The organism is Methylobacterium phyllostachyos, assembly GCF_900103445.1.
Taxonomy (GTDB): Bacteria; Pseudomonadota; Alphaproteobacteria; order Rhizobiales; family Beijerinckiaceae; genus Methylobacterium; species Methylobacterium phyllostachyos.
In genome coordinates, this window is sequence record NZ_FNHS01000016.1 from 84,931 (window position 1) to 98,479 (window position 13,549).

General features: G+C 70.0%; 13 protein-coding genes and 1 pseudogene. 10 read left to right on the top strand and 4 right to left on the bottom strand.

Annotated features, from left to right (window positions below):
• Positions 1-179: 179 nt before the first annotated feature.
• The 6 genes from hflX (at position 180) to BLQ49_RS23350 (ending at position 6,710) form a co-directional block, all read left to right on the top strand.
• Positions 180-1,592: a GTPase HflX gene (hflX, locus tag BLQ49_RS23325; RefSeq protein WP_091720387.1), complete on the top strand. Its 1,413-nt coding sequence runs from the start codon at positions 180-182 to the stop codon at positions 1,590-1,592.
• On the top strand, positions 1,592-2,974 hold the full coding sequence (locus BLQ49_RS23330) for an adenylate/guanylate cyclase domain-containing protein (RefSeq protein WP_091720390.1): 1,383 nt from the start codon (positions 1,592-1,594) through the stop codon (positions 2,972-2,974). The genes hflX and BLQ49_RS23330 overlap by 1 nt, the downstream gene beginning before the upstream one ends.
• 93 nt (positions 2,975-3,067) lie before the next feature.
• On the top strand, positions 3,068-3,298 hold the full coding sequence (locus BLQ49_RS23335) for a hypothetical protein (protein ID WP_091720393.1): 231 nt from the start codon (positions 3,068-3,070) through the stop codon (positions 3,296-3,298).
• A 297-nt stretch (positions 3,299-3,595) separates the two neighbouring features.
• Positions 3,596-4,486: a putative selenate ABC transporter substrate-binding protein gene (locus BLQ49_RS23340; protein ID WP_091720466.1), complete on the top strand. Its 891-nt coding sequence runs from the start codon at positions 3,596-3,598 to the stop codon at positions 4,484-4,486.
• Between the two features lie 5 nt (positions 4,487-4,491).
• Complete coding sequence (locus tag BLQ49_RS23345; protein ID WP_244507733.1) at positions 4,492-5,172, top strand: ATP-binding cassette domain-containing protein; 681 nt, start codon at positions 4,492-4,494, stop codon at positions 5,170-5,172.
• Positions 5,172-6,710 (top strand): PhnE/PtxC family ABC transporter permease, encoded by a 1,539-nt coding sequence (locus tag BLQ49_RS23350; protein WP_091720395.1) that lies wholly within the window; start codon positions 5,172-5,174, stop codon positions 6,708-6,710. Before BLQ49_RS23345 ends, BLQ49_RS23350 begins: the two co-directional genes overlap by 1 nt.
• A 197-nt stretch (positions 6,711-6,907) precedes the next feature.
• Here BLQ49_RS23350 and BLQ49_RS23355 read toward each other — a convergent pair whose 3' ends face one another.
• Positions 6,908-7,270, bottom strand: coding sequence for a type II secretion system protein GspD (locus BLQ49_RS23355; protein ID WP_167627767.1), 363 nt, complete (start codon positions 7,268-7,270; stop codon positions 6,908-6,910).
• Here BLQ49_RS23355 and BLQ49_RS23360 point away from each other — a divergent pair.
• From BLQ49_RS23360 to BLQ49_RS23370, 3 genes are read left to right on the top strand one after another with little or no spacing between them, the layout of a single operon-like run.
• Positions 7,255-7,887, top strand: a complete 633-nt coding sequence (locus BLQ49_RS23360; RefSeq protein WP_280141002.1) for a Crp/Fnr family transcriptional regulator — start codon at positions 7,255-7,257, stop codon at positions 7,885-7,887. The two genes, BLQ49_RS23355 and BLQ49_RS23360, sit on opposite strands and share 16 nt — an antisense overlap.
• A complete protein-coding gene (locus tag BLQ49_RS23365) occupies positions 7,887-8,120 on the top strand; it encodes a hypothetical protein (protein ID WP_091720403.1) in 234 nt (77 codons plus the stop codon). The genes BLQ49_RS23360 and BLQ49_RS23365 overlap by 1 nt, the downstream gene beginning before the upstream one ends.
• Before the next feature lie 33 nt (positions 8,121-8,153).
• On the top strand, positions 8,154-8,507 hold the full coding sequence (locus tag BLQ49_RS23370) for an EscF/YscF/HrpA family type III secretion system needle major subunit (protein WP_091720406.1): 354 nt from the start codon (positions 8,154-8,156) through the stop codon (positions 8,505-8,507).
• 247 nt (positions 8,508-8,754) lie between these two features.
• Here BLQ49_RS23370 and BLQ49_RS29175 read toward each other — a convergent pair.
• The 3 genes and pseudogenes from BLQ49_RS29175 to BLQ49_RS23385 form a co-directional block, all read right to left on the bottom strand.
• Positions 8,755-8,865: pseudogene (locus BLQ49_RS29175) on the bottom strand (transposase); the annotation flags it as partial.
• A 185-nt stretch (positions 8,866-9,050) separates the two neighbouring features.
• A complete protein-coding gene (locus BLQ49_RS23380; RefSeq protein ID WP_091720412.1) occupies positions 9,051-11,345 on the bottom strand; it encodes a TonB-dependent siderophore receptor in 2,295 nt (764 codons plus the stop codon).
• Between the two features lie 377 nt (positions 11,346-11,722).
• Positions 11,723-13,039: an alpha/beta hydrolase gene (locus BLQ49_RS23385; RefSeq protein ID WP_208859105.1), complete on the bottom strand. Its 1,317-nt coding sequence runs from the start codon at positions 13,037-13,039 to the stop codon at positions 11,723-11,725.
• A 253-nt stretch (positions 13,040-13,292) separates the two neighbouring features.
• Here BLQ49_RS23385 and BLQ49_RS29845 point away from each other — a divergent pair, with 253 nt between their 5' ends.
• On the top strand, positions 13,293-13,457 hold the full coding sequence (locus BLQ49_RS29845; RefSeq protein ID WP_167627768.1) for a hypothetical protein: 165 nt from the start codon (positions 13,293-13,295) through the stop codon (positions 13,455-13,457).
• Positions 13,458-13,549 lie beyond the last annotated feature (92 nt).

A 13,549-nucleotide genomic window follows, 5' to 3' on the forward strand; every position in this document is an offset into this window, starting at 1 on the left:
GTTAGGGTAGGCTCGGTCGGAGCATCTCCCCCTGTACGGGGGAGGGGAGCCGCTTGCGCGGTGCGGATATCTGCGGCCGTCCCCGCCCTGCATCTTGGCCCGGCCCGCCCGCATCCCCATTCTGACGATTCCGACCTCTCGAACGAAGCCGCCGGCCCCGTCGGCGCTATAAAGGCCGTATGACCGAAACGCTGACGTCCGGCGAAGCCCGCCTCCAGGCGCAGGCCGCCCCCGAGGGGGAGATCGCCGCGGCGACCCACACCCTGGTGATCGGCCCCTATCTGGCGCGCAACGCCTACGGGGCCGGGCCGGGACAGGCCGTGCCCACCCGCTCCGTGGAGGCCCGCCTCGACGAGGCCACCGGCCTCGCCGCCGCGATCGAGCTCGACGTGGTCGAGAGCCTCGCGATCAGCCTGCCGCGGATCCGCCCCTCGACCTATCTCGGCAAGGGCCGGGTGGACGAGATCGCCGGCCTGATCCGCGCCCGGGAGATCGGGCTCGTGGTGATGGACTGCGCCCTCTCGCCGGTGCAGCAGCGCAACCTCGAGAAGGCCTGGGGCGCCAAGGTGATCGACCGCACCGGCCTGATCCTCGAGATCTTCGGGCGCCGCGCCTCGACCCGCGAGGGCACGCTCCAGGTCGAGCACGCCCACCTCGCCTACCAGAAATCCCGGCTCGTCCGCTCCTGGACCCACCTGGAGCGGCAGCGCGGCGGCTTCGGCTTCCTGGGCGGCCCCGGCGAGACCCAGATCGAGGCCGACCGGCGCATGATCCAGGAGCGCATGACCCGGATCGAGCGCGATCTCGACGCCGTGGTGCGCACCCGCGGCCTGCACCGGCAGAGCCGGGCGCGGGTGCCCTATCCGATCGTCGCGCTGGTGGGCTACACGAACGCCGGAAAGTCGAGCCTGTTCAACACGCTGACCCGGGCCGAGGTCACCGCCAAGGACATGCTGTTCGCGACCCTCGATCCCACCGCCCGGGCGACCAAGCTGCCCCACGGCGAGACCGTGATCCTGTCCGACACGGTGGGCTTCATCTCCGACCTGCCGACCCCGCTGATCGCTGCCTTCCGGGCGACCCTGGAGGACGCGATCGAGGCCGACGTGCTGCTCCACGTGCGCGATGTCTCCCACGTCGATTCCGAGGCGCAGGCCGAGGATGTCGGCGAGGTCCTGCGCGAACTCGGCATCGAGACCAGCGCCGACCGGATCATCGAGGTCTGGAACAAGGCCGACCTGCTGGACGACGACGAGCGCACCCGCCTCCTCAACCTCAGCGGCCAGGCCAAGACCCGCAACGACCGCGACAGCGCCGCGCCGGTCCTGGTCTCGGCCCTGACCGGGGAGGGGCTCGCCGCCCTCACCAGCCGGATCGAGGCGCGGATCGGGCGCAACCGCGCGAGCTTCGCGGTGGCGCTGCCGCCGGAGGACGGGGCGGCGCTCAACTGGCTCTACGAGAACGCCGAGATCTTGGATCGCCGGTCGGAGGCCGACGGCACCCTGCATCTGGCGGTGCGGATCGCCCCCGAGAAGGAGCCGCGCTTCCTCAACCGGTTCACGGCGGCCCGGCGCCTCGGCCGGGGCGGCTGATGGCCTCAGGCCGCGCCGGCAACCCGCCGCTCCCCGGCCTGCGGACGGCGCGCGCGCCGGTGGAGCACCGCGCGGTGCCGCCGGATCAGGACGAGGATGCGGTGCTGCGCGCCATGCAGGCGGGTGGGGGCTTACGCCTGCTCGGCCTGCGCATCGTCATCGTGCTGGTGCTGCTGATGGCGGCCCAAGCCTATGACGGCTCCCTGCACGCCCTGAGCCACTGGTTCATCCTGATCCTCTACGGGCTGGGCACGGTCTGGTTCGGGCTGCGTGAGCGGGGCGGCGGGCCGGCGGCTTCGGCCTATAGCTGGGCCGGCACCGGGCTCAATGCCGGGCTCGCCGTCTACGTGCTGATCGAGCACATGCTGGCCGGCGGCGGGGCGGGCCTCGGGGCCGACGCGGTGAGCCGCCTGCCGGCCTTCCTGCTCCTGCTCCAGACCGGCCTGAGCATGCGGGTGGCCCAGACCGTGGTGTTCTGCGGCCTCGTCCTCGCATGCTGGAGCGCGACCTTCGGGATCGGGCTGCTGCATCCGGAGCTGTTCCCGAACGAGGACACGTTCCCGACCGCCCAGCTCACGGGGCTCGCCACCTTCGCGGCGGCGGGGCTGCTGGTGGTGGACGGGGTGATCCGCCTGCGCGGAGCGGTGGCGCGGGCCCTGCGCATGGAGCACGAGCGGACCCTGCTGGCCCGCTTCGTGCCCGACGCGGTCGCCCTCGACCTCTCGGCCGAGGACGGCGATTCGGCCCTCGGAATCCACCGGCGCCATGCCTGCCTGATGATCCTCGACATCCGCGGCTTCTCCCGGCTCTCGGGTGAGCACCCGCCGGAGGCCATGGTGATGGCCTTGCTCGCCGTGCGGGCGACCGCGCAGGCGGCGGTGGACGAGGCAGGCGGCCTCGTGGACAAGTATATCGGCGACGCGGTTCTGGTGCAGTTCGTGGTCGACCGGCCGGACGCGCAGGCGCGGGCGGCGCTCGCCTGCGCCCTGTCGCTCCGCCGCCGGATCGCCGCCCTCAACGCGGCGCGGGCGGCCGAGGGGCTGTTCACCCTGCGGGTCGTGGTCGCCCTGCACGCGGGCGACCTGCTGGTCGGGGTGTTCGACGACGGGGTGCGGGCCGAATACACGGTGCTCGGCCCGGCCATGAACGCCCTGTCGCGGATCGAGGCCCAGGCCAAGGCGGCCGAGATCGAGCTCGCCGCCTCGGGGGATTTTTTGGAGCTGCTCGGCGGGTCGCTGCCGGATGGCATCGGGGCGGTGCCGGTGCCGGGGGCCGTGCTACCCGCGGGGCTCACCCTGTTCGCCGTGGCGGATCGGAATCCCGATCTGGCCGGCTCCGTCTTCGCGGGCGCGGCGACGCCGGCTGCCAGCGCCGCGGCCTGAGGCGCGCCACAGGACGACGCCCGGCACCGGAACCCAAGAGGATTTGAATCCGTTCGGTCGTCGCGGCGCAGGGTCGCGAAGAACGGGATTCCCATGAACAAGCTCATCCTCGGCGCGACGCTCGCGCTCGGCCTCGTCCTCGGCGCCGCCAGCCCGACCCTGGCAGCCCCCGGCGACGGCCTCAGCCGCAACGCCGCCGCCACGGGCAACAGCAATATGGGCGGCATGCACCGCAATGCCCGGATGCAGTCGCGCATGATGCGCCACCGCATGATGCACCGGCACCACCACCGCCATCACATGATGCGCCGTCATATGCGCTGAGCGTCGCATCCCCGGTCCGAACGGGCTCAAAGCCCGTTCGGACCGGGGATCTTGGAATTTCAAAGGCTTACGCCCTTTGGCGGGTTCCTAGGGTGGAGCCCTGAAATTTCTGGCTCTGAGACGGTCTCCAGGGCTCTGCCCTGGACCCGCGAAAGGTCTCGACCTTTCGAAACCAGAACTCAGACCGTCCGCCCGACCCAGTGCGCTTCCGTCAATGCGGGTGCCGGCCGGCGCAGCTTCTGCTACGCCCTCGGGCTCAAGCCCCCGCCGGAGCGGGTGCCGCACCGCGAGGATTGGATGCTAGGATCGGGACGGTTGGGGCGGTTCGCCCTGGGATGCCTCGCGGCGCTCGCCGCCATCGCCCCCGCGCAGGCCCAGACCAAGCCGGTCCCGCCCCTCGTCTTCACCGGCATCCCCGATCAGGACGAGAGCCGCCTCGTCGAGCGCTTCGGCAAGGTCGCCAGCTACCTTGAGTCCAAGCTCGGCGTGCCGGTGCGCTACCTCCCGGTGAAGAGCTACCCGGCGGCGGTCACCGCCTTCACCAACGGGCAGGTGCAGCTCGCGTGGTTCGGCGGCTTCACCGGGGTCCAGGCCCGCAAGGCCGTGCCGGGCGCCCAGGCGATCGCGCAGGGCGCCGAGGACGCGGCGTTCAAGACCTACCTCATCGCCAATTCCGCCACTGGGTTGAAGCCGGAGACGGCGTTTCCGAAGGCGATCGCGGAAAAGACCTTCACGTTCGGCGCCCGCGCCTCGACCTCGGGCCGCCTGATGCCGGAATACTTCATCCGGCAGGCGTTTCCGGGGAAAAGCCCCGAGCAGGTTTTTTCCCGCGTCGGCTTCTCGGGCGACCACAGCCGCACCATCCAGCTGGTCCAGTCCGGCGCCTTCGCGGTCGGCGCCGTCGACTACTCGGTCTGGGACCTCGACACCAAGGCCGGCAAGGTCGATCCCAAGGCGGTCTCGGTGATCTGGGAGAGCCCGCCCTTCCCCGACTACCAATGGACCGTCCGGGGCGACGTGGATCAGACCTACGGGCCAGGCTTCACCGACAAGCTGCGGGCGGCGCTCACCGGCATCACCGATCCGGCGATCCTGGAGCCGTTCGGGCGCTCGAAGTTCATCCCCGTGACCAACGCCGCCTACGAACCCCTGGTCGAGGTCGGCCGGTCCACCGGCCTGCTGGACTGACGCGCGTGGCGGGCGCCGTGGAGGAAGGGGCGTCCATCGTCCTTGAGAACGCCTCTGCGGCCTATGACGGCCGCCCGGTTCTGTCCGGCATCGACCTGACCGTGCGGAGGGGCGAGCGCGTCGCCCTGATGGGCCGCTCGGGCGCCGGCAAGTCGACCCTGATCGGCCTGATCCACGGGCAGGCCCCGGAGCGGGTGGCCCTGGTGCCCCAGGCCGCCGCCCTGGTGCGACCGCTCTCGGTGTTCCACAACGTCTATATGGGCCGCCTCGACCGACGCTCGACCCTGCACAACCTGCGCACGCTCGTCCGCCCGGCGCGCGCCGACATCGCCGCGGTCGAAAACATCCTTGCCCGGGTCGGGCTCGCCGACAAGCTGTGGGCGAAGGCCGGGGAATTATCGGGCGGCCAGCAGCAGCGCGTCTCGGTGGCCCGCGCCCTCTACAACGGCCGGCCGATCCTGGTCGGCGACGAGCCGGTCTCGGCGCTCGACCGCCAGCAGGGCGGCCGGATCCTCGCCGAGCTGGCCCGGAGCCACGAGACCCTGATCCTGGCGCTCCACGACGTCGCCCTGGCGCTCGCCCAAACCGACCGGATCGTGGTGCTGGACGGGGGCCGCATCGTCCTCGATGCGCCGACGAAGGATCTCGATCCGGCGCGGCTCAAGCCGTTCTACGAGGCCGCGTAATGCGTGCCGGCTTCCTGCCCCGGCCCGGTTACGCGGCGGTCAGCCGCTGGTTCCTGGCGGCGGCGCTGGCCGGCCTGCTGGTGGCCGACCTGCAGGTTACGACGCTCCATCCCTTCGCCGACCTCGCTCGGCTCTTCGGCGGCCTGATCCGCCCCGACTTTCCCGCCGTGGAAGGTTGGAGCGTCGTCACCACGGTGGCCTTCGCGATGCTCGGCGTCGGGCTCGGGGCCGGGACGGGGCTGCTGCTCGCGATCCCCTTCGCCCGCTCGCGGGTGGTGCGGCTCGGTTGCGCAGTCCTGCGGGCCGTCCACGAGCTGTTCTGGGCGCTGCTGCTGATGCAGGTGTTCGGGCTCTCGGCGACCACCGGGGTGCTCGCCATCGCGCTGCCCTATGCGGGGATCTGCGCCAAGGTCTATGCCGAGCTGATCGAGGAGGCCGACCTCGCCGCGCTTCGGGTTCTGCCCGCGGGCACCGGCGCGCTCTCGGCCTTCCTGTACGCGCGGCTCCCCGAGGTCGCCGGGCGGATGCGCGACTACACGCTCTATCGTTTGGAATGCGGCCTGCGCTCCAGCCTCGTGCTCGGCTTCATCGGCCTGCCGACCATGGGCTTCGCCTTCGAATCCGCCTTCCGCCAGGGCCGCTACGCGGAGGCCGGGGCGCTGCTCCTGATCTTCTACGCGCTGATCGGCAGCCGCCGGCTCTGGGTCCGGGCCCGGACCCTGCCGTTCCTGCTCGTCGGCGCGGTGCTGGCGCTGCCCCCGACGGTCGGCAGCACCGCGATCGGCCCGAGCCTCGCGCGCTTCCTCGGCCACGACCTCGTGCCCGCGCCGCTGCGCGGTGCTTCCCTCGCCGAGCCCGGCACCTGGGCGCGGCTCTGGGTCTGGCTGCGCCCGATCCTGACCGAGCAGGTCCTGCCCGGCACCGCCCAGACCCTGATCCTGGCGCAGATCGCGCTCGCGGCCACGGCGCTCGGCGCGCTGGTCCTGTTCCCCTGGACGGCTCAGCGCTTCGCCGGCCCCCTCGGGCGGCCGGTGGGGCGGGTGCTCCTCGTGGTGGTGCGCTCCACGCCGGAATACATGCTGGCCTATATCGGCCTGCAGTTGCTCGGCCCCTCGATGCTGCCGGCGATCCTGGCGCTTGCGCTGCACAATGCCGGCATCGTCGCCTACCTGATGGGCCGGCACGCCGACGCGATCCCCTACCGGGCCGACGCCCCCCGGGGCCTCGACCTCTACGCCTACGAGACCGTGCCGCGCCTCTACGGGCAGTTCCTGGCCTATCTGCTCTACCGCTGGGAGCTGATCCTGCGGGAGAGCGCGATCTTCGGCATCCTGGGTGTCACGACGCTCGGCTTCTACGTCGACGCCGCGATCTCGGAATTGCGCCTCGACGTGGTCGTGGTGCTGATCGCCGCCACCGCGCTGCTGACGGTGGCGGTCGATGCGTTCTCGCGGGCGCTCCGCCGGTCCCTGCGGATCGACACCCTGCCGACCCGGCTCTCCGGGCCGCAGCCGATCACCGGCGGGGAGGGCGGGTGAGGGGAACCGGACCGGTTGGCCTTCTCCGACACGACCACCACCCGCACGACGATGGCCCGCCGCTACGGCCTGACTCCCGGCGGATGACGCTGCCGGACGGCGGTGCCGCGCGAGCCTGCCGAAACGATAGACGAATCGACCGTGCCGCCGCACGACGGGAGGACGACATGGCCCTCCCTGCACGGACGGAAGCCGCTCTAACGGGCGTGGGTCTGATCCTGCAACAATCGGACGAGCTCCTCGATCTGAGTCGCATTGCGGGTGACCCGGGGCGTCAGCATCAGGATCAATTCCACGCGCCGAACTTTGTCAGCCTTCTGCTTGAACAGGTCACCGACGACCGGGACAGTCCGCAACACCGGCACGCCGTTCTCCTGCTGCTCCAGATGATCCTGAATAAGGCCCGCCAGCAGCACGGTGCGTCCGGATTGCAGCAGGATGTCTGACTCCACGCTCCGCGTCGCGATGATCGGCGTCAAATTCCCCGCCTGCGCCGATTGCGAAGGGGTGCTTACCGATTGGTTGATCTTGAGTTCGACCGAAGCTGGAGCGTGCCGCACAGAGACGGCGATACGGCCACAATGGCTTCATCTACCTGCAGGACGACGCGGCCACGCATCTCTACTTCGTCGTCTCCGGATATGTGCGGATCTCGTCGCTCTTGGAGGATGGAACGGCTGTGCTGCACGCCATCCTGCCCTCGGGAGAGAGCTTCGGCGAATTGGGCGTCTTCGAGGAATCGACGTATTGCGACATGGCGACCGCAATCGGCCCCTCCGTCATCGCCGCGATATCGATCCCGATCCTGCGGACCCTCGGCGAGCGCCACCCGGAGGTCCGGGATGCGCTGGCCCGGGCGGTCGCCCGGCGCTACCGGGGCTACGTCATGCTGACCCGGGATCTGAGCCTGAAGACACTCGCGGCGCGTCTGGCGCAGGCGGTGCTCCGGCTCGCCGGCCAGCTCGGGACGCGCACGCCCTTCCAGGGCCGGCCCGTGCGGGCGATCGCCAGCCTCGTGACACAGAGCGATCTCGGGCTCATGGCGCGCGGCTCGCGCGGCAACGTCAACCGCGTCCTCAAGACGTGGGAACGCGCCGGATGGATCGCCCTCGTCGATCGCTGCATCCTCATCCTGGATCAGGGCCGGCTGGAGGCCCTGGCGGTGGAGGATTGCTGATGGCAGGCGAGCCCACCCGATCGATCTGGCCCTTCGGCATGACGGACCTGCAGGAGGTCCTCCTGGGCCCGGATGGCGAGACGGCCCGCCGGGAGGCCCTGGCGCACCTCGACACATCGTTGGCGCGCCTCGACGACCGGCTGCTGGCCGGGCTCGATCCGCAGCGGATGACTCAGGCGCGGGCGGTCCGACAGGCCCTGGATACCGCCCGCGCCGTCTTGGCAGACCGGTAGAGACCTTCGTGGAGAGCGAGAAGGAGATTTGACATGTCAGGGGGCACATCGGGCACGGGAGCAACAACCGTAAACCCGTTCGGGACTTATTCATTCTGGACGCCCGAGCATTTGAATAATCCGCGAAACTCGGACTATTCTACAACACCATACGAGACGTATGATGGTTTCGATCTGATCTGGAGGCAGAACTATCTTCAGGGGCAGATGAAAAACATCGAGAACGATATCCGAAGCATCGAGAAAAATTCGAACTTGTCCGATACAGAGAAGATGTTTTCCATGCAGATGGCCATGAATTCATGGTCGGCGATCAGCAATCTGCGAACCAACATGCTCAAGTCGGTGTCTGATACGTTGAAATCCATAGCGCGTAACGTGGCCTGAGACATCCGTCGCCCGCGCGGGACGCCGTTCCGGCGACGGATCGGGACCCGAATGGCGGCGGATGGCACAGCCCGAAAGGCCGCATGTCCGGGTGCAGGATCGGGATTGCCCGAACGCGGGCTCTTGCTCACGTCGCCGGGACGGCGGTGGATCGCCGCGAGCCCATGATGGATTGGCCCGCCATCCCCATCATGGGTGGCATGACCCGTTCTCTCGCCATCCCCGGGTGCCGCGCGGCACGTTGCCGGCCGGGGATGACCCGCCGGTCATCCTTGCGCTCCGGCCCGGGCTGATCCCGCGGTGGGAAGGGGGCGATCACCGCCCACGGCGCGTCCGAGAGCCCCAACAGGTCCGCCAGCGCAGCCCGTGTTTCGCAAACGGTGCCCCTGAACCATAAAATTCCAGCGCTCGCGACGCCTTTTCGGTCAACACCCCGGACCGTCGCGGCCCCCTCCCGCCCCCCTTCGAAGGCCACGCTGCCCCGCAGGGAGGGGAGGGAGACGCGCGGGGCGGCCTCCAACCCGGATCACTCCGACCGCGAACTCACCACTTGTAGCTGACCTTCGCCAGCACCCGCCGGGCGTCGCCGTAGAAGCACGACACGTTCGACTGGCAGGAGGCGACGTAGCGCCGGTCGCCGATATTCGAGGCGTTCACCTGGAAGCGCCAGTTCTCGACATCGTAGTGCACCTGCGCGTCGAACAGCACGTAGTCGGGCACCCGCAGGGTGTTGGCCACGTCCGCGAACGAGCTGCCGACATAGCGCACGCCGCCGCCGAAGCCGAAGCCGCGCCACGGCCCGACCGGGATGGTGTAGTCGGCAAACAGCGAGGCGAGCGTCTGCGGGATGTTGACCGGCGTCTTGCCGACCCGCGCCGGATCGGCGTCCCGAATGGTGCTGAAGTCGAACTTGGTGAAGGCGGCCACGAGGTTGAGCCCGTCGGCAATGTTGGCCACCAGCTGCGCCTCGAAGCCGGTGGAGCGCACCTCGCCGACCTGCGTCTGGAAGATCGTGTTCACCGGGTTGGGGGTGAGCACGTTGTTGCGGTGGATGTCGAAGCCCGCCAGCGTCAGGAAATAGCCCTGGCCGGGCGGCTCGAACTTCACGCCGCCCTCGACTTGATCGCCCGTATCGGGCTTGAAGGCCCGGTTGTTGATGTCCACGCCGATCTCGGGCTGGAACGAGGTCGCGTACATGATGTAGGGCGCGAGGCCGAAGTCGAAATTGTAGATCGCCGCCGCGCGATAGGTGAAGGCGCTGTCGTTGCGACCGTTGGTGTTCGACGGCGTCAGGCGGTCGTAGACGGTGTTCTGGACGAAATCCTGCCGGCCGCCGAGGATCAGGGTCAGCTCCGGGGTGAGCTTGATCTGGTCCTGGAAGTAGAGGCCGACCTGCTGGAACGAGTCGGCGTTGATCAGGTAGGGCGAGGCCGAGACCGCCTGCGGGCCGTAAGACGGCGCGAGGATGTTGAGGTCGGGGCCCGGGAAGCCCGAGGCCTGGTTGTCGTGGATCTGGAAGTTCCGGTACTCCACGCCCATCAGGAAGTCGTGGCGGAAGAAGCCGTCCGAGAACTTGGCCTCGGCCTGGGTGTCGACGTCGAGCTGCGCGATCTTGGCGTTGTCCCGGAACAGGTAGCGGCCGAGCTGGGTCTGCAGCGGGTCGCTGTAGCCGAGCTGGCCGATATACGAGTTCTGGTAGCTCTGCGTGTAGGCGTAGCGGGCGTTCTGGCGCACCGCCCAGGTGTCGTCGAAGACGTGCTCGAACTCGTAGCCGATGAAGGCCTGGTCGCGCTGGTAGGTGTTGAAGCCGGCATCGCCCACGTTGAGCGAGCGCGGGATGCGCAGGCCGAGCACGGTCGGCCGCACCGTGCCGTAATAGGGCAGGAAGTTCGCCGTCACCGCCGTGTTGTCGTGCTGGAAGCTCGACAGCACCGTGAACTTGGTCGATCCGTCCGGCTTATAGGTGAAGGCCGGGGCGATGTAGTAGCTGTCGTCCGGCGCGCCCTGGACCTGCGTGCCGCCGTTGCGGGCATAGCCGGTGAGCCGGGTGAACCAGTGCCCCTCCCGGTCGGCCGGGCCGCCGACGTCGAAGGCAGCGTAGCGCTGGTCGAACGAGCCGCCGCCGACCTCGATGTAGCCGAACGGGTTCTCGGTCGGGCGCTTGCTGATCTGGTTGATCAGGCCGCCGGGATTGCCGGCGCCGAACAGCACCGCCGAGGGGCCGCGCAGCACCTCGATCCGCTCCAGCCCGAACGTGTCCACCCGGCTGTAGGCGAAGCCGTAATTCAGGAGCTGCAGGCCGTTGAGGTAGAGGCCGTAATCGCTGACCACGAAGCCGCGCAGCTGGAAGAAGTCGAGGCGCGTGTCGGCGCCGAAGGTGCCCGCATAGGTGCCGGCGACGTACTGGGTCGCCTGGGTCAGGGTCTGGGCGTTCTGGGTGTCGAGCTGCTGGCGGCCGACCACGGTGATCGATTGCGGCGTCTCGATCAGCGGCGTGTTGGTCTTGGTGGCGGTGGCCGAGCGCTTCGCCACGAAGCCGTCGATCGGGCCGGTCGGGCTCTCCACCGCCCGCGCGCCCGCGCCGGCCCGGGCCACCACAGGGCCGGCGCCTTGGCTCTCGACGCTCAGCTCCTCGAGCTGGACGCTGCCCCCGGCCGGGGGGTTGTTGCCCGCCCCGCGGCGCGGCGGTGTCGCGTCCTGCGCGAGCGCCGGGCTCGCGGCCTGGGCCAGGACGGCGAGCGAGGCGCCGGCCAGGAGGGCGCGCAGGGTGAGGGCGCGCAGGGTGAGGGCGCTCAGGGCGCCGCCGCGGGTCTTTGGATGGGGGTAAGCAACGCGCATGGAACCTGGCCGTGTCGGGCGGAACGGGCAGCCGACCGCGTTCGCCGGGCAGGGTCCCAGCGTTGCTGTCGGGCTGTTTAGAATTGTGCTAAACTACTGTTTGGATTGTGTTTTCTTATGCCCGGAGTACGCGCGGCCATGCTTGGCCGCAAGCCATCCTCGCGCGTCTGGCGACAGCTGTTGCCGCGGCGACACGCCTGGGTGGTGAGCCTGCGGAGAGGCGGATCGTCGCCGGATCGGTCTGACGCGCGGGCGCGGGTCTCCCTCCCCCGCAGAGGGGGGAGGGAGGGCGCGGCGGCCCTCGACCCGGATCAGCCTGATAGCCAGGTCTCTGATCGCGCTGTGGACATCGCAGGATAGGAGGGGAGGCCCGCCGCCTACTTCACCCGCCCCGCGAGCCAGTCGGCCAGCACGTCCGCCACGGCGTCGCTGTTGGTCTCCAGCATCATCATGTGGCCGTTGCCGCGCAGGCCCCGGTCGGCGAGCTGGATCACGTCGGGCTTGGCGCCGGCCTGGGTCAGGAAGGCGGCCGTGCAGGCATCGTAGGTCGCGTGGAACGAGGCCTCCGCGGTCACCAGCACGGTCGGAACCTTGGCGAGGTTCGGCAGGGTCCGGGCGGGCTCGCCCTGGAGCCAGCAGCGGATGCGCCCATCCGCTTTGGCATCCGCCCCCTTCGCATCAGCCCCCTTGGCGTCCGACCCCTTGGCGTCCGACCCCTTGGCCTCGGTCCCCTTGGCCTCCTGCACCACCACCAGATCCTCGGGCGCCTTGACGGGCGGCGCGAAGGTCAGCGGCATGCGGGTCAGCCCGTAGGCGCGGGCGCGCCCGTCGCCGTTCTTCTCCCAGAAATCCTTGCCGCCGCGGAACTGCACATCGAAGAACGGCGGCCCGCTCGGCTCGACCGCCACATGCGCCTTCACGAGGTCGGGCCGGGCATCCGAGGCCGCCCAGCCGAACAGGGCCGCCTGGCCGTGGGTGAGCAGGATCGCCGGCCCGATCTTCTCGAGGAGCGCGACCAAAGCGGGGTCGACCCATTCCTCAGTCTGCTGGCTGTTGGCCAGGAACGGCACCTGGCTGGCGAAGAACTGGTCGAAGGCGGCGTTGCCCTGCACGCCGGGCCCCTCCGGCCAGCGGGTGTGGAGCTTGGCCTGCGGGTAGAGGTCGTAGACCTCCGGGGCCGTGTAGGTCCGCTCCAGGCTGCGGGTCCCGAGGCGGTCATAGGGGCCGTAGACCTCGGGGTTGGTGCCCGAGCGCCCGCGCCCGACCTGATCGACCACGTAGACCTGAAACCCCTTCTCGACGAAGCGCTGCACCCAGCCCGGGCGCCCGTCCGCGGTGGCGAGGTAATTCACGCCCGTCTGGGCGAGCCCGTGCACCATCACCACGGGGTAGGGCTGCGTGACCCGGGCCGGGGTCCGCGACTGCACGAACATCTGGCCGACCATCACGGTCTTGTCGCCGAGCTTCTGGTAGCGGCCGCCGATGTAGAAATAACCCGCCCGGGTCACCGGCCCGGCCCGAGCCGGGCCGGGGGGCGAAGAGACCGTCCCCTGGGCCGGCCCCTGTGTCGCGCGCGGCACCGGCACCTCGGTCGGCACCGTCCCCTGTGCGCGGGCGGCTCCCGGGGCCACGGCCGATACCTGAACGGCGAGCAGCGCTGCGAGGGCGCCGTTCGCGATGCCGTTGCCGGCCATGCCGTCTCTCCCGGATGCACCCTGCTCCGCGCGGGCGCTTATTGCGGGAAACGCAACGCTCGGCCACCGCAGAAAGCTGCACACGGGCCGGTTGTACCAGCCTTAACCAGCCCGAACCCAGGCGCATGCCAGACACGACCTCGGCGGCGCTGGCGCTGCGGCGTCGGGACGCCCACCTTCGGGTGGTACCGACGCCGTGCTCGCCGGCCCGCGCCCGGCTCTTTTTGGGCGCGACTTATCAAGGACTTCCACCGTGGATCCCGCAACCGCCAAGACCCTGGTCTCCGCCGTCCTGGTCGCCTCCATCGCCGTGTTCAGCCTCGTGTCGTTCCAGGCGTTCTTCGCCCAGATCGCGGCCGATCTGCGAGCCGTGCGGGTTCCCGTGCGCACCGACCGCCGGGATCCGCCGCAGGTCTAGGGGTTTCCAGAGGGCTCGGCAGCCTTTGGGTGGGTGTCAGGGCGCAGCCCGACACCGGACACCGTTCGGCACCAGGGCTCCGCCCTGGACCC

What these genes read in the sequence shown, in the direction of transcription:
- BLQ49_RS23335 (WP_091720393.1), top strand. Translation starts at nt 3,068, where the DNA reads ATGAACAAGCTCATCCTCGGCGCGACGCTCGCGCTCGGCCTCGTCCTC.
- BLQ49_RS23340 (WP_091720466.1), top strand. Translation starts at nt 3,596, where the DNA reads ATGCTAGGATCGGGACGGTTGGGGCGGTTCGCCCTGGGATGCCTCGCG.
- BLQ49_RS23380 (WP_091720412.1), bottom strand. Translation starts at nt 11,345, where the DNA reads ATGCGCGTTGCTTACCCCCATCCAAAGACCCGCGGCGGCGCCCTGAGC.
- hflX (WP_091720387.1), top strand. Translation starts at nt 180, where the DNA reads ATGACCGAAACGCTGACGTCCGGCGAAGCCCGCCTCCAGGCGCAGGCC.
- BLQ49_RS23350 (WP_091720395.1), top strand. Translation starts at nt 5,172, where the DNA reads ATGCGTGCCGGCTTCCTGCCCCGGCCCGGTTACGCGGCGGTCAGCCGC.
- BLQ49_RS23385 (WP_208859105.1), bottom strand. Translation starts at nt 13,039, where the DNA reads ATGGCCGGCAACGGCATCGCGAACGGCGCCCTCGCAGCGCTGCTCGCC.
- BLQ49_RS23370 (WP_091720406.1), top strand. Translation starts at nt 8,154, where the DNA reads ATGTCAGGGGGCACATCGGGCACGGGAGCAACAACCGTAAACCCGTTC.
- BLQ49_RS23365 (WP_091720403.1), top strand. Translation starts at nt 7,887, where the DNA reads ATGGCAGGCGAGCCCACCCGATCGATCTGGCCCTTCGGCATGACGGAC.
- BLQ49_RS23330 (WP_091720390.1), top strand. Translation starts at nt 1,592, where the DNA reads ATGGCCTCAGGCCGCGCCGGCAACCCGCCGCTCCCCGGCCTGCGGACG.